Annotated in this window: 18 protein-coding genes and 1 pseudogene; 10 read left to right on the forward strand and 9 right to left on the reverse strand. The window is 71.3% G+C overall.

Features of this window, described 5'->3' with window-relative positions; genetic code table 11:
- Positions 1-199: 199 nt before the first annotated feature.
- A complete protein-coding gene (locus ACFWP7_RS23320; protein WP_384384024.1) occupies positions 200-958 on the reverse strand; it encodes an SDR family NAD(P)-dependent oxidoreductase in 759 nt (252 codons plus the stop codon).
- A 270-nt stretch (positions 959-1228) separates the two neighbouring features.
- On the opposite strand from ACFWP7_RS23320, the gene ACFWP7_RS23325 reads away from it, so the two are divergent.
- The 6 genes from ACFWP7_RS23325 (at position 1229) to ACFWP7_RS23350 (ending at position 7860) form a co-directional block, all read left to right on the forward strand.
- Positions 1229-2080 carry a hypothetical protein gene (locus ACFWP7_RS23325; RefSeq protein WP_384384028.1) on the forward strand — a complete coding sequence of 284 codons (852 nt, stop codon included), beginning with the start codon at positions 1229-1231 and terminating at the stop codon, positions 2078-2080.
- A gap of 517 nt (positions 2081-2597) precedes the next feature.
- Positions 2598-3533 carry a fumarylacetoacetate hydrolase family protein gene (locus ACFWP7_RS23330; protein WP_384384031.1) on the forward strand — a complete coding sequence of 312 codons (936 nt, stop codon included), beginning with the start codon at positions 2598-2600 and terminating at the stop codon, positions 3531-3533.
- A 65-nt stretch (positions 3534-3598) separates the two neighbouring features.
- Positions 3599-4183, forward strand: a complete 585-nt coding sequence (locus ACFWP7_RS23335) for an NADPH-dependent FMN reductase (protein WP_384384033.1) — start codon at positions 3599-3601, stop codon at positions 4181-4183.
- On the forward strand, positions 4180-5727 hold the full coding sequence (locus tag ACFWP7_RS23340) for an MDR family MFS transporter (protein WP_384384035.1): 1548 nt from the start codon (positions 4180-4182) through the stop codon (positions 5725-5727). Before ACFWP7_RS23335 ends, ACFWP7_RS23340 begins: the two co-directional genes overlap by 4 nt.
- A gap of 36 nt (positions 5728-5763) precedes the next feature.
- Positions 5764-6195 (forward strand): heme-binding protein, encoded by a 432-nt coding sequence (locus ACFWP7_RS23345; RefSeq protein ID WP_384384038.1) that lies wholly within the window; start codon positions 5764-5766, stop codon positions 6193-6195.
- A 168-nt stretch (positions 6196-6363) separates the two neighbouring features.
- Complete coding sequence (locus ACFWP7_RS23350; RefSeq protein ID WP_384384040.1) at positions 6364-7860, forward strand: MFS transporter; 1497 nt, start codon at positions 6364-6366, stop codon at positions 7858-7860.
- Between the two features lie 75 nt (positions 7861-7935).
- Here the strand turns inward: ACFWP7_RS23350 and ACFWP7_RS23355 are convergent, their stop codons facing one another.
- The 8 genes from ACFWP7_RS23355 to ACFWP7_RS23390 all read right to left on the reverse strand — a co-directional run bounded on the left by ACFWP7_RS23355 (position 7936) and on the right by ACFWP7_RS23390 (position 17759).
- A complete protein-coding gene (locus ACFWP7_RS23355; RefSeq protein ID WP_384384231.1) occupies positions 7936-8688 on the reverse strand; it encodes an endo alpha-1,4 polygalactosaminidase in 753 nt (250 codons plus the stop codon).
- A gap of 41 nt (positions 8689-8729) precedes the next feature.
- Positions 8730-9425 carry a spherulation-specific family 4 protein gene (locus ACFWP7_RS23360; protein WP_384384042.1) on the reverse strand — a complete coding sequence of 232 codons (696 nt, stop codon included), beginning with the start codon at positions 9423-9425 and terminating at the stop codon, positions 8730-8732.
- The gene (locus ACFWP7_RS23365; RefSeq protein WP_384384044.1) at positions 9422-10336 is read right to left on the reverse strand and encodes an NAD-dependent epimerase/dehydratase family protein; all 915 of its coding nucleotides are present in this window, start codon (positions 10334-10336) and stop codon (positions 9422-9424) included. Before ACFWP7_RS23365 ends, ACFWP7_RS23360 begins: the two co-directional genes overlap by 4 nt.
- A gap of 9 nt (positions 10337-10345) precedes the next feature.
- Complete coding sequence (locus tag ACFWP7_RS23370) at positions 10346-11059, reverse strand: NDP-sugar synthase (RefSeq protein ID WP_384384046.1); 714 nt, start codon at positions 11057-11059, stop codon at positions 10346-10348.
- A 109-nt stretch (positions 11060-11168) separates the two neighbouring features.
- Positions 11169-12182 carry an SDR family NAD(P)-dependent oxidoreductase gene (locus ACFWP7_RS23375; protein WP_384384049.1) on the reverse strand — a complete coding sequence of 338 codons (1014 nt, stop codon included), beginning with the start codon at positions 12180-12182 and terminating at the stop codon, positions 11169-11171.
- Positions 12183-12230: 48 nt separating this feature from the next.
- Positions 12231-13703, reverse strand: coding sequence for a hypothetical protein (locus ACFWP7_RS23380; RefSeq protein ID WP_384384052.1), 1473 nt, complete (start codon positions 13701-13703; stop codon positions 12231-12233).
- Positions 13704-14022: 319 nt separating this feature from the next.
- Positions 14023-15648 (reverse strand): GT4 family glycosyltransferase PelF, encoded by a 1626-nt coding sequence (gene pelF, locus ACFWP7_RS23385; protein ID WP_384384054.1) that lies wholly within the window; start codon positions 15646-15648, stop codon positions 14023-14025.
- A gap of 95 nt (positions 15649-15743) precedes the next feature.
- The gene (locus ACFWP7_RS23390) at positions 15744-17759 is read right to left on the reverse strand and encodes a hypothetical protein (protein ID WP_384384057.1); all 2016 of its coding nucleotides are present in this window, start codon (positions 17757-17759) and stop codon (positions 15744-15746) included.
- Between the two features lie 535 nt (positions 17760-18294).
- On the opposite strand from ACFWP7_RS23390, the pseudogene ACFWP7_RS23395 reads away from it, so the two are divergent.
- The 4 genes and pseudogenes from ACFWP7_RS23395 to ACFWP7_RS23410 all read left to right on the forward strand — a co-directional run.
- Positions 18295-18522 (forward strand): annotated as a pseudogene (locus tag ACFWP7_RS23395) (alkanal monooxygenase); the annotation flags it as partial.
- Positions 18523-18649: 127 nt separating this feature from the next.
- Positions 18650-18910, forward strand: coding sequence for a hypothetical protein (locus ACFWP7_RS23400; RefSeq protein ID WP_384384059.1), 261 nt, complete (start codon positions 18650-18652; stop codon positions 18908-18910).
- Between the two features lie 91 nt (positions 18911-19001).
- Positions 19002-22247, forward strand: a complete 3246-nt coding sequence (fdh, locus tag ACFWP7_RS23405; RefSeq protein WP_384384062.1) for a formate dehydrogenase — start codon at positions 19002-19004, stop codon at positions 22245-22247.
- Positions 22244-23167, forward strand: a complete 924-nt coding sequence (locus tag ACFWP7_RS23410) for a 4Fe-4S dicluster domain-containing protein (protein ID WP_384384065.1) — start codon at positions 22244-22246, stop codon at positions 23165-23167. The genes fdh and ACFWP7_RS23410 overlap by 4 nt, the downstream gene beginning before the upstream one ends.
- The last annotated feature ends 45 nt before the right edge of the window (positions 23168-23212 follow it).

A 23212-nucleotide genomic window follows, 5' to 3' on the forward strand; every position in this document is an offset into this window, starting at 1 on the left:
CTCTCCCAAAGGGGTTCCTGGACCTCGCTCCCCGGACTGGCGTGCCCAAGGGACTTCGACGGCCTATCCAACCAGTAAGTTAACCTACTAGGTAGGTTCTTTCAAGGGCCTCAAGGATTACAGGGATTACAGGGATTACACGGACTGCAGGGACTACAGGGACTACAGGCCTGCAAGCCTGCAAGCCTTGAAGCGGTGCTCAACGCTCCGACTCGCTGGGGCGGATGAGCAGTTGGCTCACCGCGGCGTGCGCGGGGCGCGTCACGACGTACTCCACGGCATCGGCGACATCCATGGCGCTCAGTCGTTCGTAGGAGCCGATCTGGGAGGCCATCGCCTCCCGCGCCTCGCGCGGGAACAAGTCGGTGGTCACCGCGGAGGGTTCGAGGACCGAGACACGGACCCGGCGGCCCGCCACCTCCTGACGCAGCGCCTCGCTGTACGCGTTGAGCCCGAACTTGCTCGCGTTGTACACGCTCGTGGTCTTGTGAACGACATGCCCCGCCACCGAGCTGACATTGACCAGGTCGGCGACCCGACGGGGCTCACTCGCGGCCGCCTCGACCAGGTACGGCAGGGCGGCGTGCGCGCAGTACAGGCTGCCGAGCAGATTCACCCCCACCACCCGGTCGAACTCCGCGGGTGAGGAGTCCATCAGCGGACCCCGCTGGGGCACGCCGGCGTTGTTGACGAGGATGTCGAGCCGCCCCCACTCCTCCACGGCGCGCTCCACGGCCGCGCGGGCCTGCTCCGCGTCGGTCACGTCGGCCTCCACGGGCAGGGCTCGCCCGCCCGCCGCCGTCAGCTCCTCGGCCAGCGCGACGAGCCGATCCTCGCGCCTGGCCACCAGGGCCACGGCCGAACCCCGTGCCGCCAGGACGCGCGCCACGGCGGCGCCTATCCCGCTGGAAGCACCGGTCACCACGGTGACGGTTCCCTTCAGATCCATGCCGGCCATCTCAGACTCCTTGCCCCATGACGCTTCGGTTCCGATGAAAAGCTCACGACCTACCTTGACACAAACCTACCAAGAAGGTTTCGTGGATACAGCGACAACCGGATGTCATCTGGACGAGTGCGCCGCGGCGGGACCCGTGGCAGGACCTGTGGCAGGACTGCCCGGCCGGTCGCGAACAGTCATCAGGCCCCTCGCGAGAAGGCCGGCTGGACCGGGTCACCGGACACGCCGGCCCCGCAGGGGCATACACCTGAACCTACGGAGGACGCGATGAAGATCGCTCCGTTCGACGAGAACGCGTTCAAGATGGACCACCCCAGGGGGACGGTCTCTTTCAACTATCTGCTCATGGGTGACCGGAGCAAGCCCATGGAGAACTACCGCTACATCCTGGGCCGCCAGGAGGCCGACTTCCGTATGCCCCGGCACTGCCACACCTTCGAGCAGATCCGGCTGCCGCTGGTGGGTGACATGAACCTGGGCGAGCAGGGGATCCTGCGCGAGGGCGAGGTCGGCTACTTCCCCGAGGGCCAGACCTACGGCCCGCAGGACGACCCGCTGACCGACCCCAAGCAGATCCAGCTCGTGCTGCAGTTCGCCGGCGCCTCCGCGCTCGGTATGAGCGCGGGCCGCGGCCGTGGCCCGGACAACAAGGAGGCACAGGCCGAGCGCCGTCCCCGGCGGGAGCACAAGTTCCCCAAGCCGCGCTACAACGGCGTGGTCATCAGCAACCCGGACCACCTCAACTGGCTGCCGGTCGCGGGCTGGTCGGGTGTCAGGCGCAAGCCGATCGGCACGTACACCGAGCGCGAGTTCTGGATCGAGTTCGTCAAGATCGAGGCCGGCGCCGAGTGGGTGTCGCAGAGCGAGGACGCCCGTCGCCTGACGGTGGTCCTGTCCGGCGCAGGCACGGTCGAGGACACCGAGGTCGGCAAGCTCGGTGCGGTGGAGGCCGACCCCGGGGAGAAGGTCCGCTACGCGGCCACCGAGGAGCTGGTCCTGTTCACCGTGGGCCTGCCCCCGATCCAGCAGCCGGTCGAGCCCGACGACGACAAGTTCGTCACCGTCGTCACCGACGGCGGCATCAACTTCGAGAACGCGAAGGACGCCGCCGGGGGCTGAGCCGGCGGCGTGCGGCCGACGTGGGCAGTGCGAGGCGGCTGCCCGCCCTCGCCGGCCGAGTCGGCGAGGAGCTGCACGGGCGGAAAACGGATACGCACGCCGATCCGGCCGTACGCCGCGTGGACGCGCCCGTGCACGCGTACGGGCTGATCACCGCCGTACGCGTACAACCGGCTGGTCGGCAGCCGCACGGCCCCGCCCGCAGGGCGCGGCCGGCCGGACGCCGACGCCGCCCCGGCCCGCTCCCCGGGCGCACCGGCCGACAGCTCCCCGCACGGGGCGGTCTCCTCGCAGCCAAGCCCGCCGCCCCCGCCGCGTACGGCCACCCGGCCCGAGCGGCTGCCAGGGCAGGCGGGGCTCGGGCGGCCCCCTCCCCGAGTCCCGCCGCCGGATCACCCCCGACCCCGCGGTCTCCCGGCCCAGCCGTCCGAGTCACCTCGACCCCGGACGGACCACCCCGGTGGGACCCTCCCCGCAAGCCGGAGGGCCCCACCCACCCGCACCCACGGAGAGCCCAGTGAAAATCGCCACCCGGCGGACCCCCTTCGGCGACCGGCTCTGCTTCGCCGAAGTGATTCCGCACCACCTCATCGACATCCAGGCCGCGTTCGTGCGGCGGCTGGAGAGCCTGGGCGTCCACCGGGACGACGCGGTGGCCCGCTCCCGCCTCGACGTGCCCGGTGATCTGCCCGCGCTTCTCCAGGCGGATCCCGAACTCACCGTCGTCCGGGCGGCGTTCGACTGGGCCGTCGACAACGCCGACACGGGCGAGCTGCACGAGGACTGCCTCTGGTCCGACAAGCCCGAACGGCTCGGCCCGGCGGTCGGACGGCCGCAGACCATCTGGTGCATGCTCGCCAACTACCCCCGTTTGCCCGGCACTTCCGCACCGCCGCAGCCCCGGCGAGGTCTCCAGGGCTGTCTGAAGCCCCCCAGTTCCCTCGCGGGCCCCTACGACGCGCTCCGGTATCCGGCGATCAGCGAGAAGGTCGACCCGGAGATGGAACTGGCGGCCGTCATCGGCCCGCGCTCACGGTTCCTCACACCGGACAACGCGCTGCGGGCGGTGGCCGGTTACGTCGCCTTCTGCGACACCGGCTCGCGGGACGTCTCCGATCTGGACAACAACCGCATGGACCGTGCCAAGGGCTTCGACACGTACGGGATCACCGGCCCCTGGTTCGTCACCGCCGACGAGATCCCCGACCCGCACCGGCTGCGCATCCGCTCCTGGGTCAACGGCGAACTCCGCCAGGACGGCAGCACCGCCGACATGTTCCACAGCCTCCCCGAGCAACTGGCCTGGCTCACCGAGGCGCTCACCCTGGCCCCCGGCGACGTGCTGTCGACCGGAACACCCCTCGGCCACGGCAACGTGCTGCCGGGCGACGTGGTCCGCGGCGAGGTCGAAGGACTCGGAGTCATCGAGAACAAAGTCGTCCTCGACGACTGAGCCACTGAACCACTGAGCCCAGAGAGCCCACGCCCACAGAGCCGCTGCGCAACCGGAGGTCACTCATGTCCGCACCCCACCTGCAGATCATCGTCGGCAGCACCCGCCCGGGCCGGCGCGGCCACGCCGTCGGCACCTGGTTCCACAACCTCGCGGTACGGCACGAGGGCTTCGGCATCGAGTTCGTCGACCTCGCCGAGGTCGGGCTGCCGCTCCTCGACGAGCCGCGTCCCCCACAGCGCGGCCAGTACGACCACGACCACACCCGGCGCTGGAGCGAGACCGTGCGCGCCGCCGACGCCTTTGTGTTCGTCGTCCCCGAGTACAACCACAGCTACAACGCGGCGACCAAGAACGCCCTGGATTTCCTGGCGAAGGAATGGGCCGGCAAACCGGCCGCCTTCGTCGCCTACGGCGGTGTCTCCGCCGGCGCCAGAGCCGTCACCGCGCTGATCCCGGTCGTGTCCGCGCTGAAGATGGTGCCGCTCTCGCACTCCGTGCACATCCCGTCCATCCGGACGGCGGTGACCCCCGGCGGGACGTTCGAGTCCTCCGCCGGGCTGGACGCGGACGCGTCGAGCATGCTGGACGAGCTGCTCCGGCTGACCACCGCGCTCTCCGCGCTCCGGCTCGGCGACCCGGTCGGGTGAGCGGGGACCCGGTCGCGCAGTCCACCGGTGGCGAGCCGGACGGGCCGCGCGGCCCACGGATCGTCATCAGCCAGAAGGTGGCCGTAGGCGTCGTCTACGTGGCCGGGCTCTTCCTGAGCACGCTGGACATGACCATCGTCAACGTCGCGCTGCCGTCGATCGGCCGCGCCTTCTCGGTGCCGTCCACCGGCGTCGACACGGTGTCGATCTCCTACCTGGTGAGCCTGGCCGTCTTCGTCCCGGCCTCCGGCTGGCTCGGCGACCGCTTCGGCGGCAAGCGCACCCTGCTGACCGCCGTCGCCGTCTTCACGCTCGGCTCGGCCCTCTGCGGCATGGCGACGAGCCTCGGCGAACTGGTCGCGTTCCGGATCCTGCAGGGCGCGGGCGGCGGCATGCTCGCCTCGGTCGGCATGGCGATGCTGCTGCGCGCCTTCGCCCCCGGGGAACGGGTGCGGGCCTCGGCGATCCTGAGCATCGCCAACGGCCTCGCACCCACCCTCGGCCCGGTGGTCGGCGGCCTGCTGGTCACCTCGGTCTCCTGGCGGGCGATCTTCTACGTCAATGTGCCGGTCGGCGTCTTCGCGACCGTGTTCGGCCTGCTGTATCTGCGCAACGAGCCCGCGCGGCCCGCCGAACGCTTCGACCTCACCGGGTTCCTCCTCGCGGGAACCGGCCTCGGCCTGCTGATGTACGGCGTCTCGGAGGGACCCGCGCAGGGCTGGACCACGGCTCCCCTCACCGCCTGTCTGGCCTGCGGTGCCGTCCTGGTCGTCTCGATGATCGTCGTCGAGCTCCGCAAGGAGTTCCCGATGATGGACGTACGGCTGCTGGCGAACCGTCTGTTCGCCTCCGGCACCGCGGTCATGACGGTGGAGTCGGTGGCCTTCCTCGGCACCCTTTTCACCCTCACGCTCTACCTCCAGGACGAGCGGGGAATGACCCCACTGGCCGCGGGACTGACCATCTTCGCCGAGGCCATGGGCGTGGTCATCGGCTCGCAGCTCGCCAGCCGGTTCCTCTACCGCAGGCTCGGCCCCCGTAGACACCTGATGCTCGGCACGGCGGGGACGAGCACGGCCATCGCGCTGATGAGCCTGTGGCACGAGGACACCGGCCTGTGGTGGGTCCGGCTGCTGCTCTTCTTCATGGGGCTCGCCGTCGGGCAGGTGTTCGTGGCCACCCAGTCCGCGTCCTTCGCCACGGTCACCTCGTCCTCCTCCGGCCGGGCCTCGACCCTGTTCAACGTAGGCCGCAGGCTCGGCGGCGCCACCGGCGTCGCGGTGGCCACCACCGTCCTCGTGTCGGCCACGGGCGGCTCTGCCGGCGCCGGGGGCGCGCCGGACATGTCCGGCTACCGGGCGGCCTTCCTCACCGCCGCCGCGATCAACCTGCTGGGCCTCTACGCGGCCACGCGGGTCAGCGACGCCGACGCGGCGAGCACGATCCCCGCTCCCCGCACCGGTCGGCGGAAGCATCAACTCCGCCGCAAAAGGAGACCCCCTGCCCTCACCCGACCCATTGACCACACTCCAGAAAACGCATAACACCCAGAACAGCAAGAAAGCAGAGGAGCCACAGACATGACCGGTCTGAGCCTGAACCAGGCATCCGAGATCGTCGACGCCGCGCTGAGCCACGCGCGCGAGCTGGGACTGCGACCTTTGACGATCACCGTGCTCGACCCGGGCGGCCACCCCCAGGTCGTCAAGCGGGAGGACGGCGCGGGAATCCTGCGTCCGCAGATCGCGCACGCCAAGGCATGGGGCTGCCTCGGCACCGGCTCGGGCGGCGCGGCCGGGGCCCGGCACGCCACCCGTGACCCCGCCTTCTTCGCCGCCCTGGCCGCCATCTCCGAGGGCCGCGTCGCCTCCTCCCGGGGCGGTGTGCTCGTCCGCGACAAGGACGGCGAGCTGCTCGGTTCGGTGGGCGTCAGCGGAGAGCGGCCCGAGAACGACGAGATCGTCGCCGTCTTCGGAGTGGAACAGGTCGGTCTGGTGGCCGACGTGGGCTGACCCGGATCCAGACGGCCGTGGCCCGCTCCCGGGACGGAGCGGGCCACGGCATCACCACCGGAGACGGATGTACTCCCACGCGGAGCCACATTCCCGGCGGGGCGCCGCCGCGCCCCCCACGGCATCGAAAGGCCGCTACAGACAGCCGATGGGAACCTGAGGTACGCCATGGCAAAGACGCCTGAAGACCTCGAAACAACCGCTGTACCCACACCCCCCTACCTGACCTCGAAGCGACGCACGCAGGCCCTGCTCATCTGCATAGCCGCCGCGTTCCTCACCCTCCTCGACGTGAGCATCGTGACCGTCGCGCTGCCCTCGATGGAGGAGCACCTGCACCTGACGCCCGCCGACGTCACCTGGTCGCTAGCCGGATACACCCTGACCTTCGGCCTGATGCTGGTGCCGGCCGGCCGGCTCGGGGACGAGTTCGGCCGCCGGAAGATCTTCGTCATCGGCATGGTGCTGTTCATCATCACCGGCGTGCTGTGCGGAGTCGCACCCGACGCCACCTTCCTGGACGCGGCACGGCTCGCCAGAGGAGTCGCGGCCGGCCTGATCGCCCCCCAGGTCGTCGGCATGCTGCACCAGATGTACCCGGCGCGCGAACGGGGCCGGGCCTTCGGCTACTACGGCGCGACGGTGAGCCTGTCGACGGCGATCGGCCCGCTCTTCGGCGGCATCATCCTGCACGTCTTCGGCACGGGCGAGGGCTGGCGCTGGGTCTTCCTGGCGTTCATCCCGGTGGACGTCGTCGTCCTCTTCCTCGCCGTGCGCCTGCTGCCTGAGGGCCGGCGCGTCGAGGCGCGCCGCACCCTCGACCTGGTCGGTGTCCTGCTGCTCGGCCTCGCCGTCACGGCCGTGATGCTGCCGCTGCTGCAGAGCGGGGACTGGGTCGACCGCCGGTGGTGGCTGACGTGGACCGGCCTCGCACTCCTGGCCGTCTTCGTCCTGCACGAACGCTCCGTCGCACGACAGGGCCGGCAGCCACTGGTCGACCTGAACCTGTTCCGTGAGCGCCACTACTGGGTGGGCACGCTCATCGCGGCCTCCCTGTACGGCGGGTTCACGGGCATCTTCCTGGTGCTCACCCAGTTCCTCCAGCAAGGCCTCGGCTACACGGCACTGCACGCGGCGCTGTCCATCGTCGCGTTCACCGTCGGTTCGGCGGTCTGCGGCGTCATCAGCGGCCGTATCGTGCACCGCGTCGGCCCTCCGCTGGTGATCGTCGGCACCGCCGTGACCGCCCTCGGACTGGCCGGCACGGCCCTGGTCGTCGACACCTCCTCGGGCGCTCCCATGGCATTGCTGCTCGCCGGGCCGCTGCTGGTGGCCGGCTGCGGCGCCGGCCTCGTCATCGCCGCCAACCAGACGCTCGCCCTGCACCGCGTACCGCGCAAGGAGGGCAGCACCGCGGCCGGGATCTACCAGACCGGCATGAAGATCGGCACCTCGCTCGGCACGGCGCTGGCGACCTCGTTGTACTTCAGTGAGATGACCGCCAGTCACGGCGACTTCGCCGCCGCCGCCCGGGTCGGTCTCCTCGGCGGCGCCGCCCTCGCCGCCGTGGCCTTCCTGGTGGCCCTGCCGGGCCTCACGCTCGGCGGGCGCCGGAACACACCGGCCGCCCTGGGCCAGGAAGAGCCGGAGATGGTGGCCAGGTGAGGTGATCCATGCAGGGGCGGCCGGCTGATCCCCGACGGCCGCCCCTCGTGCTGCCCGTATGAGGTCGTGTCCGGCTCAGCACGGCCGACGCCACGCGTCCAGCGAGAGCCGCTTCAGCATCGAGTCGAGGCCCAGCCGGTCGGCGGTGGGACAGAACTTCCCGGTGGGCACGTCGTACTCCACGTGGAAGACCGCCTTGCGTGCCTTGACGAACGGTGTCAGTGACGCGCATTCGCTGAATTCCGCGCACTGTTCGTTCACCGCGAAGTCGAAGTCCCCGACCAGCTGGGGGATCTGCTCCAGGTCGTTCTTCAGTCCGACGGCCAGGCCCCGGTCGTGTGCCAGATCCGCGATCATGCGGTTGTACGCGAGCTGGTGAGCGGCGGTGAGCGGGAAGCCGGTCTTGTTGGTGTAGCCGTCGAGGAGGTCGGGCTCGACGGCGTCGAACCCCTTCGAGCGGCACATGTCCATGCGCTTGGCCATGATGGGGCGCAGCACGTCGAGTTGGCGGATGTCGAGCCACCGTTCGCCCTCCCAGCCGTTGCCTTTACCGAGGACGGCGGCGGGGAAGTCCTTCTGGTCGGGGCGGTAGTCCTCCCAGGAACCGGCGTTGATGTAGCAGATCACCTTGCGCCCGTCCGCGTGCAGGGACTTGACCACCGCGGCACTGTTCTCGAAGCCGTCGATGTCGTACACCGGGACCTCCACGGAGGTGTCGATCCGGCCGCTGAGCTGCCACTGCCAGGCGGTGCCGGGACGCGGCTGCCAACGGCGCGGCGCGTCAGGAGTGTTGGTGGAGCAGCCCGCAAGGAGCAGGGCAAGCAGCATGAGGGTGACGGCGGTTGCGGGCCCCGGCCGTGCGGCGTGCCTCAAGACGCCTCCCTCTCCAGGGTCGGCGGCAGGCCGCTCCAGGGGTTCGCGCCGCTGCCGGGGACGGCGCAGTGCACGGCCGCTCCGCGCATCCGGGCGGTGCGCGCCGCGAGAGGGCAGAGCCCGTCCGGGACGCTGTGCACCAGGTGGCAGAACCGGTCGGGCGGATGCGTGCCGGTCCAGGCGGGCACGGTGAAGTCGGTGTGGCGGTACGTCTTCCAGGTGCCCTCGAAGGTGACCAGCAGGTCGGCGAACTCGGCGTAGCCCGGCGCCGGATGGACGCCCGGGTTGAGGACGACGGTGCCGGCCCCGCAGAGACGGGCCGCCCGCGTCAGCCGGCGGTAGTGGCGCAGGGCCTCGGCGCCGGAGGCCGTGCGGTCCAGGAAGGCGCCGTCGGTGTCGTACCAGCGGCGGTGTCTGCGCAGGTCGCCGACGACCGCGCGGACCGACCGCGCGCCGTAGGCCGTGTCCACGTATCCGAGCACCCGCACGCCCGCCTCCCGCAGTTGGGCGGCGGCCGTGACGAAGGCCGGATCGGGTGTGTCGCCGGGTCCGTCGGCGATGTTGAGGACGACGCCGTACAGCTGTGGTCCGGCGCGGATCAGGGCGCGCCAGGCGGCCGGGTCCACGGCCGGGTGGACGTAGAGCGGGACGAGCAGTCGGCCGCGGGCGGGGTCCGTCGCCGCGTCGGTCACGCCGGGACCCCGGTGTGCTCGGCCCACAGGCCGGCGAGCGAGTCGGCCAGGGTCAGTTCGGGCCGCCAGCCGAGCGCGTCCGCGGCGGCGCTCACGTCGGCCCGCTGCCAGGACACGGCCGAGGAGCGCTGCGACCCGGCGCCGCGTTCCTCGATCGGTCCCCGGTATCCGGCGGTCCGCGCCAGTTCTTCCGCGAGGTCCCTGGCGCGGGTGGCCGTGCCGCTGCCGATGTTGAGTACGGCAGGCAGGGGGCCGGGGGTGGTCACCGCGAGCACGGCGGCCCGTGCCACGTCCCGTACGTCGACGAAGTCGCGGTAGGCCGAGAGGTCGCCGACGGTGACCGTGCCGTCGGGCAGTGCGCGCCGCAGTTCGTCGGCGAGCCGCCCGGGCAGGCTGGTGGCGGGGGCGCCGGGGCCGATCGGGTTGAACACCCGCAGGACGACGCTGTCCAGGCCGGTCCGGCCGGCTTCGGTCACCGCGTACGAACCGGCCAGTTTGGTCGCCCCGTAGGTGCCCTGCGGGCTGGCCGGCGAGCTCTCGGTGAGGGTCTGCCCGGCGGGCGTCGGCCCGTACTCCGCGGCCGACCCGAGGTGGACAAGGCGGGCGCCGGGGGCCGCCTCGCGCAGCGCCTCGCACAGTACGGCGGGTCCGCGGGCGTTGGTCTCGGCCATGCGTACGGGGTCGCCGCTGACGGCGCCCGCGCAGTTGACGACCGCGTCGGGGGCGAGGGCCCGCAGGGACCGGGTGAGTCCGGCGACGGAGATGGCGGCAAGGTCGACGGGGAGGTTCACGGGCAGGCCGGGGTCCATCGTGCGGCCGCCGCCGAGCACCCGCACACCCGGGCGGGTGCGCAGTTGCCCGGCGACATGGCCGCCCAGGAATCCGGTGGAGCCCAGGACGAGGATGCGCATAATGCCGGCTCACGCTCCCTTGAGCAGGTCGGGGCGGCGCGTGGTGAACTCCGCGTTGGCCCGGTCGTAGTCGTCCGGGCGCCCTATGTCGAGCCAGTAGCCGTCGAACTCGTAGGCGGCAGGCGGGGTTTCGGCCTTGAGCAGGTCCAGGACCAGTTCGTCGAAGCCGAGCGGCAGGCCGGGGGTGTAGCCGTTGAGGGTGGCGCGGGAGAGTCCGTAGACGCCCATGGAAACCCGGTAGTCCATGCTCGGCTTCTCGGCGAAGCCGACGACCTTGCCGCCTTCGGTGGTGAGTACGCCGAAGTCGATGGCGACCGTACGCGCGTAGGTGGCGATGGTGAGCGGCGAGTCGGATTTCTCGTGACTGCGCAGTACGGCGCTGAAGTCGAGGTCGGTGAGTATGTCGCCGTTCATGACGAGGAAGTGCTCGGGCAGCCGGTCGAGCATGGTCAGCAGGGGACCCATGGTGCCCAGCGGGCTGTCCTCGGTGGCGTAGCCGACACGCAGGCCCCACTGGGAGCCGTTGCCGACGTAGGCCCGGATGATGTGGCCGAGGTGCCCGATGGCGATGGTGCAGGTGGTGAAGCCGGCGCCGGCGAGCTGCCGCATCACGATCTCCAGGATCGCGTGCTGGTCGCCGATGGGGACGAGTGGCTTGGGCAGGGCGGTCGTGTAGGGCCGCAACCGCACGCCTTTGCCTCCGGCCAGGATGACTGCATGCATCGTGGGGGTTTCCTTCCGACTGTCGTCAGGTGTCGCCGATTCGGTGTCGCCGATTTCCTGGGTTCAGGGACTCGGTAGGTCGTGGAGCCAGGGACAGGTCAGGGAGCCGTCAGATGTTGTAGACGGACGTCTTGTAGCGGGCGAGGTTCGCCGGGTCGCGGAAGAAGTCGATGGTTGCCTCAAGGCCCTCTTCGAGGCTGTGGGCGGGCGCCCAGCCGGTGGCGGCGCGCAGTCGTGACGCGTCGCAGACCAGCCGCATCACCTCCGACCCGGCCGGGCGGATGCGCTGCGGGTCCTCGCGGACCTCCAGGTCGGCGGCCATCAGCTTGCCGATCAGGGTGACGAGGTCGCCGACCGAGATCTCGCCGCCGGTACCGGCGTTGAAGGTGCGGCCGACGACGGCGTCGGCGGGCGCGGTGCCCACCGCGAGGAAGGCCCGGGCGGTGTCCTTGGCGAAGGTGAAGTCGCGGGTGGGCCGCAGATCGCCGAGGGTGATGGTCCGTTCCCCGGCGGCGACCTGCCCGATGACGGTCGGGATCACCGCGCGCATGGACTGGCGCGGCCCGAAGGTGTTGAACGGCCGCAGGGTGACCACCTGGGTGCCGAAGCTCGCGTGGTAGCTGTCGGCCAGCCGGTCGCCGCCCGCCTTCGAAGCGGCGTACGGGGACTGGGTGTTGATGGGGTGGTCCTCGGTGATCGGCACCGTCTGGGCCGTGCCGTACGTCTCACTGGTGGAGGTGTGCACGAGGCGCGGGATGTCGAGCCGGCGGACCGTCTCCAGGACGTTGAGGGTGCCGGTGACGTTGGTGTCCACGTAGCTGTGCGGGGCCTGGTAGGAGTACGGGATCGCGATCAGCGCGGCCAGGTGGTAGACGGCCTGCGTGCCGGCGAGCAGCCGGTCCACCGAGCCGGGGTCGCGTACGTCGCCGAGGACGACCTCGACGCTGTCCATCACGTCCTCGGGCAGCGTCTCCAGCCAGCCGTAGGAGGAGAAGGAGTTGTACTGGGCCATCGCGCGCACCCGGTGCCCGGCGGCGACGAGCGCCTCCACCAGGTGCGAGCCGATGAAGCCCTCCGCTCCGGTGACGGCGACGGGTCCGGTTACGGGTCCGGGTTCGGTCACGGGTCTGTCTCCTCAGGTGTCAGGGGTGATGCGGATGATGGAGATGTGTCAGCGGTGGGCCGTGGCCCGGCCGAGCAGGGCGTACGAGACGATCACCAGCGCGGCGGCGGCGCAGCCGCAGACGAGTGGGCGGACGCCGGCGGGGCCCAGGGCCGCGCCCGCGGCGGCGGCCAGACAGACGACGGCGGGTGGCCAGGCCGTGCCGAAGGCCTGCAGCAGCAGGGCGGTCCACAGGACGGCTCCCAGCGCCAGCAGCGGTCCGGGCGAGTCCCCGCGGATCAGGGCGGGCGTGGCCAGCAGCGCCAGGTATCCGGCGAGACACAGCAACAGCGCCCGCCCGGCCCGGAGTTGGAAGCCCCTGGGTGTGGTGCTGTGCCGCAGTGCGGCGAGGCCCAGGCTCCGGTAGCGGTAGAGCAGCCACTCGGCGACGCCCATGCTCAGGGTGAGCACGACCACGGCGGCCCCGTCGGCGGACGCGGCCATCAGCGTCAGCGACCCCGCCGCGAGGCCGAACAGCCCGTACGGAAGGGAGGCGGCGAGCGGTGGCCCGGTGCCGGGAGCTGTCGCACCGTCCGTGCGCAGCGACCGTACGATCTCGCGGGCCGCCAGCAGCACCGCCGCCGCGACGGTGACAAGGAGCAGCGCGGTGACGGTCAGTGGGCCGGGGTGCCAGAGGAGCAGGGAGGCCGCTCCGGCGACCGTCGGGGTGAGCGCGAGCAGCAGATCCCGTTCGCGGCCCAGCACCAGGAGCACCGTGCCCGCCGCGAGATAGAGCGCCTGACCGGCGGCGAACGCGGCCATGGTGCCCTGCCCAGACAGCAGCAGCCCGGCTGACACCGCGCCCAGCGCCCCGACCGGGGCCCCGGTGCGCAGAGTGCGCGCGGCGGCGCGGCGGCCGCCCGCCGCGAGCCGTACGTAGGCGCGGTGGGCCAGGCCCTGGTTCCACGCCCAGGCGACCAGCGCCGAGGCGGCCAGCCCGGCGATCGCGCCGGTACCGCTCGCAAGGAGCCCGGCGCCCAACACGTAGGCCAGGCCCGGGAGTCCGAAGACCGCCCCGCGCAGTACGCACCGCCAGGGGCTGGTGCGCCAGGGGTCGGGCGGCGGTTCCGGGTCGGGGAAGCGGCGCGGTACCCGCTCGTACAGTTCCTCGGCGACCTCGAACAGGTCCCGCCGTCCGTAGCGGCCGGTGATCTGTTCCTGTGTCAGCCCGTCCGACTCCAGTACGGCGGCGATCTCGTCCGGGTGGACGGCCGCACCGCATACGTCCGCAAGCCGTTCGGCGAGTTCGTCGAAAGGGTCCTCGGCCCAGGACGGCCGACGCCGACGGACCGGGCGCGGCCCGAGCTCAGGCAGCGCGTCGCCGTCACGGGACCGGGCCGGACCGGTCCGGCCCGGCCTACGGCCCGAACCGCCTTGACCGGCCGTCGTGTTGCCCGGCCATCCCGCCGGGAACCGCCGCCGCTCGGCATGTTCCTGATCGGTGCCACCGTCCCCCGGCAGCAGACGCAGCGGCCCGCTCACCCCACCTCACCCGCCCGCCATACGCCGGCCACAGGGGCCTCCTGGCACCACAGCCACCCGGCGGCCGACACCACGGCTTCCCGCCCGTGCCCAACAGCCGACACCACGGCGCCCCGCCGGCACCCAGCGGCCCGCACCACAGCGCCCCGCTCATTCCCAGCAGCCCGCACCACGGCGTCCCGCCCACGCCCAACAACCCGCACCACGACGCCCCGCCCACGCCCAACAACCCGCACCACGACGCCCCGCTCGTGCCCGGCGGCGAACCCCGCGTCGAGCCGGCCGGGGATCCCGCGGAAAGTGTCGGTCGTCCGCCCGCTCACCCCACCTCACCCGCCTGCCCTGCGCCGTGTCCCGCGAACTCCTGCTGCCGTACGCCGTGCCCGGCGAACTCCGGCTGCGGCTCGCGCCCGCCGACGGACGCCGGGGCGAACTCCTGGGCGTACTCCTCGGCGTACCGCTCGCGGCCGGTGGCGGCGCGCGTGGCGAGTTCGCCGTAGATTCCGCGGAAGGTGTCGATGGTCTGGCGGAGGGTGAACTGCTCGATCACCCTCAGTCGTGCGGCCTCGCCCATCCGGGCGCGGCGTGCCGGGTCGCGCAGGAGTTCCAGTGCCGCGCGCGCCATCGCCTGCGGCTCGCGGGGCGGTACGACGAGGCCGGTGTCGCCGACCGCCTCGTGCACTCCGCCCACGTCGGTGGAGACGGTGGCCCGCCCGCAGGACATGGCCTCGATGAGGGTGAAGGGAAAGCCCTCGCTGATGCTGGACAGCATCACCACGTTGCCCGCCGCGTACGCGTCGCGGATGTCCTCCACCCGGCCCTCGAAGACCACCGCGTCGCCGGCCCCCAACTCCGCGGCGAGGGCCTCGCAGCGCTCCCGGTAGGCCTCTCCGCCGCGCGGTGTGCCGCCGAACAGCCGCAGCCGCGCCTGCGGCAACTCCTCGCGTACGAGGACGAAGGCGCGGATCAGTGTCTCCAGGTCCTTGATCGGGTCGACGCGTCCCGCCCAGGTGAGGGTGGGCACTTCGGGTTCAGGACCGGCGGGCGGGAAGGCGCCGGGGTCGACTCCGTTGTAGACGGTGCGTATCCGGTCGGGCGCCGTGCCGCCGTGCTCCTCCCAGCGCCGGTTGTAGCGGTTGCCCGGGGTGACGAGCGCGGCGCGGGCGTAGGTCTCCCGGGCCAGCTGCCGGAAGAAGCCGAGGAGCAGCGACTTCACCGGCCAGCGGTAACCGCCCGTGCGGTAGCCGAGGTAGCGCTCACGGAGGTAGACGCCGTGCTCGGTCAACAGCAGTGGCGTTCCGTGCAGTTGATGGGCCATCAGCCCGGGAAGTGCGGCAAGACCTCCGCTGACGGCGTGCGCGACCCCGCCCTGCGAGGGCGTGACCGCGAGCGGCCGCAGCGCGTGCTCGAGGAGTTCGGTGGCGGTCAGCGCGTCGTGCAGGGTCGGCCGGGCCGCCGCCACGGGTATGTGCGGCCGGTTCCATACCGCGGTCAGGGTGCGCAGCGCCTCCTCGGTGCGCATGGCCGCCGACAGCTCCCCTTTGCGGGCCCGGGCCGCGAGGGCGTACAGGCCGTCGGCGAAGTCAGCTCCGGCGGTCGGCGAGCCGGGCTCGAGGAGCGAGAGCAGGAACCGCTCGTACGTACCGAGGAAGCGGCGCAGCCGCCTGCCCCGGGGCGCGCGTCCGTTCGGAGCGGGTCCCCAGAGCGGGACGGAGGCCACTGAGCCGACGTTCGGGGGCAGTTCCCAGGCGAGCGGCTCCTGGCCGGTCCCGGTGATCGCGACGACCTGGAAGTCGACCTCGGGCATCCCCTGCACCAACTGGTCGCACCACACGCTCACCCCGCCGTGCTGGTGCGGATACGTTCCCTCGGTGAGCAGTGTCACCACCGCCCGGTCGTCCGTGCCCGATGGTGGCACGGCGTGCAGGATCTCTCGCGTGGACATGCGTCTCATTCCCCCCAAGGAACGGTTGGTTCAGGCCGCGGCCGTGGTCAGGAGCGCGGTCGGGCCCCGGCGGCCGATGCCGCCGGGGCGCGCGGCTAACCGGCCGTCGCCGCTGCCGCCGGCTCCAGCGAGCCGTCGGCAGTCCATCCCGACCTCGCTCCGGCGTACGGGCTGCCGAAGCCGTTCGTACCGGCGGGCAGGGTCACCGGGGCCTGCACCCCGCTGGGCGCGTCGATGGTGACGGTGTTCCCGATCCGGTAGGCGGTGACCTGTCCGCCGTCGACGGCGGCGTCCCAGGCGGCCCTGTTCGCGAGTTCGGCGCCGGTCTCGCTCATCCCCTGGTTGACCAGCGGGGTGTTGTCGGCGAAGAGGCCCGCGTAGTCGCTCAGGACCTTCTCCAGGACCGGGTAGGCGATCCGCTCCTCGGCCAGGTTCGACTGGTGGATGTAGTGCGGGCGCGGGTTGTTCGACAGCGCGTGGCCGAGCGCGATCCGGCTCTCGGTCGGTACGAGGTACGAGGTGTAACCGGTCGCGGTGTCCAGCGGGGCGTCCAGGCAGGTGGTCGTCGTGGAGTTGTCGCAGATGCCGCTGCCGCCGTCGGCCGCGCTGGTGTAGATCCAGTTGTACTCGTCGACCTGCTCCGCCTGCTTGCCCGCGTTGTAGAAGATGTTCACCGGGAAGCGCGGCACCGTCAGCGCCGCGCCGACCTGCCGCTGCTGCGGGTCACGCGAGTTGTCGCTGCCCAGCGCGGTCACCCCGGTCGCGGCGAGCGCGGGCGCCAGGTTCGGGTTGTCGTCGGGCTGCTGCGGAAGCACCTTCATGCCGGAGTGCTCACCCGTGACCAGTTCCGTGTTGTCGAGGGCAAGTCCCTTGGCCGTGGCCCAGTTCCGGTTGTCCACGATCTGCGCGGTGATGTCCGCCTGGCTGACCCACTGCACGTTCCCGGCCGCGTCGGTGGAACACACCCACGGCACCACGGTCACGTTCTGCACACAGCCCAGGAACGGGTGGTCGTAGGTGTGGTTCACCCACCGGAAGGCGTCCTTGTCCGCGACCAGTTGATCGGTCAGCGCGTCCGCCCCGCCGTTCTCCTCCTTGTAGGTCTCGCTGCCCGCGCCGTTGAACATGAAGTCGAGCGTCAGACCGTGCTCCTGGGACCACTGCTTCGCGTACTGCGCGTCCGCGACCGTCATCCGGATCGGGTCCGTCGTGCCCTGACCCTCGGGGCAGTCCACGTCTCCGGGGGTGCAGTTCAGCACGGTGTCCCACCGGTCGTCCGCGCCGAAGACGTCGTCCACGTGCACCGCGAAGTAGTTCCGGTCGGCGCCGAGATGGACGCCCTGCGTCATCCACTCCACGATTCCGCGGGCGAGCAGTCGGTACTGCTGCTGTGCCTGGTTGTAGACGAACGTCACCACCAGTTCCCGGCGGCCGTCGTGCGCGTACTCCCCGATGAGCGATCCGTTCACCGCGGTGCCGGGAATGGGCGCCTCCACGTAACTCGTGAACGTGGCCCCCTCCGCCTGCTGGGCGAGCGGCACGGACAGGTAGCCGTAACTCTCGGACACATCGGCCGCGTTGTCCTCGAACGGGACCGGGCCGTCGAGATACCCGAAGGGTCCCGCGAGACCGGCAGCGGTCACCTGCGCCGTCACACCGTCCAGCGACCCCATGTACCCGGGGTTCTCCGCCCAGTTCAGCCCGACGGCCGGCTGGGCGTAGGTGTAGGCGTCGACCTGGCGGATCCCGTACGTCTGCTCGTACGAGGTCAGCGCCGCCATCTCCGCCGAGCCCGCCCCGAAGGGGTTGTCGTTCGGCAGCACCACGGCCTGGTACTTCGCCCTCGGCCGCCCGTCGACGGTGTCGCTGAGGAACGCCGCGTCGATCTGCGGTCTACCCGCGTCACTCAAATCCACTTCGGTGTACGGCGTTCCCGCTCCGTCGAGCTCCGAGGCGACGGCCGCCGTGGCCTCGCCACCGTCATCGACCACCAGCACTCTGAGGTCGATTCTCGGTTCCGTGTCGTCGGCTCTAGCCCCGGCCACCGGCGCCAGGAACGTGAGCAACAGCGACGCCGCGCAGACCGCGGCTCCGCGCGAAAGACCCTGCATGATGTGCCCCCCATGGGCTGCGGCACGAATGGCCGCATGAAGAAAAACCGGACCAGGACAGCGAAGAACCCTTGTTGCGCACCTACGCCGAGGCGAATGGAAAAGCCTTGGCCGCGAGCAGCCCCCGGCCCGTGCCGCACACATCCTCCGATGAGGTGAGGAGGTTTCGTGGGTAATTCGAAAAAGTTTCTCAGCCACCCTGCGCTTGTTTACCTTGCGTACATGAATGTTCACTCAGCGCACAGGTGATTCCCCGCGAACTCCCAGGAACCGGCAGGAGCGGGGCTCCTGTCGCCAGCCGACAGGAGCCCCCAACACCCGGGTGGAACGCGATGGCCTTTCGGCCAGCTCCTTCCCCTGCACGGGACTCTCCGAGAAAGCCGTAGGCCGCTCCGGGAAGGCGCCCTCTTTCGCTTCCTACCAGCGGAGACAGGGGGCTGGGGGGCGAGGTGGAGGACATCCGTCAGGCCGTCTGAAATCCAGCCACCCGAGTCCGCGGCGCGGAAGGGCCGGTCGGCACCCCGCTGCCGCCGACATGACCGAGCGGTTCAGCGATCCCGTCCGGGGCAGTACCCGAGGAACCGCGCCCGCACTGTCGTCCGTACCGGATCCGGTGGCCGTGGGTGAGCGCAACACGGCCCGGGAGGCGCTGAGAGCCTCCCGGCGGCCGGCCCAACTGGCCGACTCCCGTGGGTTCCTGCGGTACTGGGTGGCAGAGCACCACTCCATGCCGGGCCTCTCGAGCAGCAGTCCGGCGGTGATCCAGACGAAAAGACTCGAGCAGCAGTCGGCGGTGATCCAGACGAAAAGACCTGACGGCCCTGCGTGGCGATGCCTCGTGCGGGGTACCCGGGGCCGGACCAGGGTCCGGTCGAGAAGGGGAGAGCACCGTGAGCGGTCACCGTCCGGGGAGTCACGGGGACGGCGGAGGGCGCGAGACCAAGCCCGTGCCGAGGGACATGCCCGACCAGCAGGCGGGCGCCGACGGGGACCCCTGGGAGCCGGACGGCGACTCGACTCGGCCGGCCGAGGACGCACGGCCCGACCCGGAGATCCCCGACACGGACGAAGCCGGAACGGGTCGGCGCGGCTCCCCCCGCTCCGGAAGCCCCCGGCCCGAGCACCCCGTGCCCGACGAACCGTCCGGCTGACGCTCCGCGTGCCGTCCCCGCCCCGGTGGGCCAGTCTGAAAGCGGCGCCCACCGCCGACATCGGAGATTCCAGCCGCCGAGAGGACACGCCATGGGTGTGCGCACATGGGTCAGCGACTGGCCCGCCTTCCGCCAGCTGACCGGATCCGACCCGCTGGGCCGCGGCCGGGCCGCCATGTCGGCACGCACCGAGCAGCTCAGGCCGCGCACGGACACCGCCGACCGGGTGGTGAGTTCCGTGTGCCCCTACTGCGCGGTGGGCTGCGGCCAGCAGGTCTACGTCAAGGACGACAAGGTCGTGCAGATCGAGGGCGACCCCGACTCGCCCATCAGCCGGGGCCGCCTGTGCCCCAAGGGCTCCGCCACGCTCCAGCTCACCACCGGCCCGGCCCGCCGCCACCAGGTGCTGTACCGGCGGCCGTACGCCACCGACTGGGAGCCACTCGACCTGGAGACCGCCATGGACATGGTGGCCGACCGGGTGATCGAGACGCGGCGCCGGACCTGGGAGTGGGAGTCCGGAGGGCTGCGCACCGTCCGCACCCTCGGTATCGCCAGCCTGGGCGGCGCGACCCTCGACAACGAGGAGAACTATCTGATCAAGAAGCTGCTGACCGGTCTCGGCGTGGTCCAGGTGGAGAACCAGGCCCGGGTCTGCCACAGCTCCACGGTCGCCGGGCTCGGCACCTCCTTCGGGCGGGGCGGCGCCACCACCTTCATGCAGGACCTCCAGCACGCCGACTGCATCGTCATCCAGGGCTCCAACTTCGCCGAGGCGCACCCCGTCGGCTTCCAGTGGGTGATGGAGGCCAAGAAGCGCGGCGCCCGGATCATCCACGTCGACCCGCGTTTCACCCGCACCAGCGCCCTCGCCGACCTCCACGTCCCGATCCGGGCCGGCAGCGACATCGCGTTCCTCGGCGCGATCATCAACCACGTCCTCACGGAGGAGAAGGACTTCCGCGAGTACGTTCTCGCCTACACCAACGCCGCCACCCTGGTGAGCGAGGACTTCCGCGACACCGAGGATCTCGACGGCGTCTTCTCCGGCCTGGACGAGGACAAGCACCACTACGACCCGTCGAGCTGGCAGTACGAGGGCGTCGAGGTGCAGCAGCCCACCGGCGAGGTCGACGAACAGTACGAGGAGCGCGTCCACGGCTCCGGCGGCCCCGAGGCACACGGCTCGGGCGGGGCGCGCACCGGACACCAGGCCCCGCAGGACGAGACGCTGCGCCATCCGCGCTGCGTCTACCAGATCCTCAAGCGCCACTACGCCCGCTACACCCCGGAGTTGGTGGAGGAGGTCTGCGGAGTGCCGCGCGAGACGTTCCTGCGGGTGTGCGAGGACCTGACCGCGAACTCGGGCCGCGAGCGGACCAGCGCGTTCGCGTACGCGGTCGGCTGGACCCAGCACTCGGTCGGCGCGCAGTACATCCGCGCAGCGAGCGTGCTGCAACTGCTGCTCGGCAACATCGGCCGCCCCGGCGGCGGTATCCAGGCCCTGCGCGGCCACGCCTCCATCCAGGGCTCCAGTGACATCCCCACCCTGTTCAACCTGCTGCCCGGCTACCTGCCCATGCCGCACGCCCACGCGCACGAGAACCTGGACGCGTTCATCGAGGCCAGCCGTACCGACAAGGGCTTCTGGGGCAACATGCGGGCCTACTTCGTGAGCCTCCTCAAGGCGTACTACGGCGACGCGGCCACCGCCGCCAACGACTTCTGCTTCGACCACCTGCCCCGTCTGACCGGCTCGCACTCGACCTACGACACGGTGATGGCCCAGCTGGACGGCGTGTGCAACGGCTACTTCCTGATGGGCGAGAACCCTGCGGTGGGCTCCGCCAACACGCGGCTCCAACGGCTCGGCATGGCCAACCTGGAGTGGCTGGTCGTGCGCGACTTCTCCCTCATCGAGTCGGCGACCTGGTGGCAGGACGGCCCCGAGATCGAGACCGGGGAACTGCGCACGGAGGACATCGGCACCGAGGTGTTCTTCTTCCCGGCGGCCGCCCACACCGAGAAGAACGGCTCCTTCACCAACACAAACCGCTGGCTGCAGTGGCACCACGCGGCCGTCGAGCCCGAGGGCGACGCCCGCAGCGACCTGTGGTTCATGTACCACCTGGGCCGCCGTATCAAGGAGCGGCTGGCCGCGTCGACCGACCCGATGGACCGGCCCGTACAGGATCTGACCTGGGACTACCCGGTCGACGGGCCGCTGGCCGAACCTGTCGCCGCCACCGTACTCGCCGAGATCAACGGCCATGGCCCGGACGGGGCGCCGCTCTCGGCGTACACCGAACTCAAGGACGACGGCTCGACGAGGTGCGGCTGCTGGATCTACTGCGGGGTGTTCGCGGACGGCGTCAACCAGGCGGCCCGCCGCAGGCCCGGAAACGAGCAGGACTGGGTGGCCGCCGAGTGGGCCTGGGCATGGCCCGCCAACCGCCGTGTCCTCTACAACCGGGCGTCGGCCGCCCCGGACGGCACGCCGTGGAGCGAGCGCAAGGCGTACGTCTGGTGGGACGAGGCCGAGAGGAAGTGGACGGGGTACGACGTCCCCGACTTCGTGCCCGACCGCGCCCCCGACTTCGTACCGTCGGACGACGCCCGCGGACCGGACGCCCTGCGCGGCGACGATCCCTTCATCATGCAGGCCGACGGCAAGGGCTGGCTCTACGCGCCCGCGGGACTGGAGGACGGCCCGCTCCCCACGCACTACGAACCGCAGGACTCGCCCTTCACCAACGCTCTCCACCCCTCCACACCGCGTTCCCCCGTACGGCAGTTGCTGGCCCGGGAGGGCAACCGCTACCACCCGAGCGGCGACGACAAGGGCGCCGAGGTCTTCCCCTACGTCGTCACCACACACCGCCTCACCGAGCACTTCACGGCGGGCGGCATGAGCCGCTGGTCGCCCTACCTCTCCGAACTCCAGCCGGAGTTCTTCTGCGAGGTCTCCCCCCAACTGGCCGCCGAACGCGGTCTGGAGCACATGGGATGGGCCACCATCGTCACGGCCCGCAACGCCGTTGAGGCCCGGGTGATGGTCACCGCGCGGATCAGGCCTCTGACCGTGCGGGGCCGGACGGTCCACCAGATCGGACTGCCGTTCCACTGGGGCCCCAACGGCGTGGCCACCGGTGACGCGGCCAACGAACTCGTGGCGATCGCCCTGGACCCCAACGCCCACATCCAGGAGGACAAGGCGCTGACCGCCGACATCCGCCCGGGGCGCCGGCCACGCGGCCCCGACCTGCCGAAGCTGGTCGCCGAGTACCGCAGGCGCGCGGGCATCACGGACAAGACGGGGACGGAGACACGGAAATGACGGACCGTCATCTGCTCAGCGGTGTGGAACCCGACCCCGCCGGCGACGCCGGACACCCCGAACCCCCGCCCCGCGTGGGCTTCTTCACCGACACCTCCGTCTGTATCGGCTGCAAGGCCTGCGAGGTGGCCTGCAAGGAGTGGAACGCCATCCCGGAGGACGGGCTCTCCCTCACCGGCATGAGCTACGACAACACCCAGGGACTCGGCGCCTCCACCTGGCGCCACGTCGCCTTCATCGAACAGCAGAAGCCGCAGGTACCGGCACCGGACGGACGGACTCAACTCCCCCTTGTGGAGGCCGAGCCGGAAGCACCCGGCAGCGGCCCCGGCGAGCTGCGCTGGCTGATGTCGTCCGACGTGTGCAAGCACTGCACCCACGCGGCCTGCCTTGACGTCTGCCCCACCGGCTCGCTCTTCCGGACCGAGTTCGGCACGGTCGTCGTCCAGGAGGACATCTGCAACGGCTGCGGCTACTGCGTCCCCGCCTGCCCGTACGGCGTCATCGAGCAACGCCCCGACGACGGCAGGGCGTTCAAGTGCACGATGTGCTACGACCGGCTCGGCGCCGGACAGGAACCCGCCTGCGCCAAGGCCTGCCCGACGGAGTCCATCCAGTTCGGCCCGCTGGACGAACTGCGCGAACGAGCGGCGCTGCGCGTGGACCAGCTGCACGAGGCGGGCGTGGACGGCGCCCGGCTCTATGGCCACGAACCCGACGACGGAGTCGGCGGCGACGGCGCGTTCTTCCTCCTCCTCGACAAACCCGAGGTCTACGGGCTGCCCCCGAACCCGGTCGTCACCACCCGCGATCTCCCCACGATGTGGAAGCACGCCGGTGCGGCGGCCCTCTCGCTGGTCGGCGGCTTCGCCCTCTCCTTCGCGCTGCCCGCCCTCCGGGGAAAGAAGGGAACACGATGACGCAGACGGGGCGAGACAGCCACCGCAGGAGTCGCGGAGAGCAAC

This window comes from Streptomyces sp. NPDC058470 (assembly GCF_042721055.1).
GTDB lineage: Bacteria > Actinomycetota > Actinomycetes > Streptomycetales > Streptomycetaceae > Streptomyces.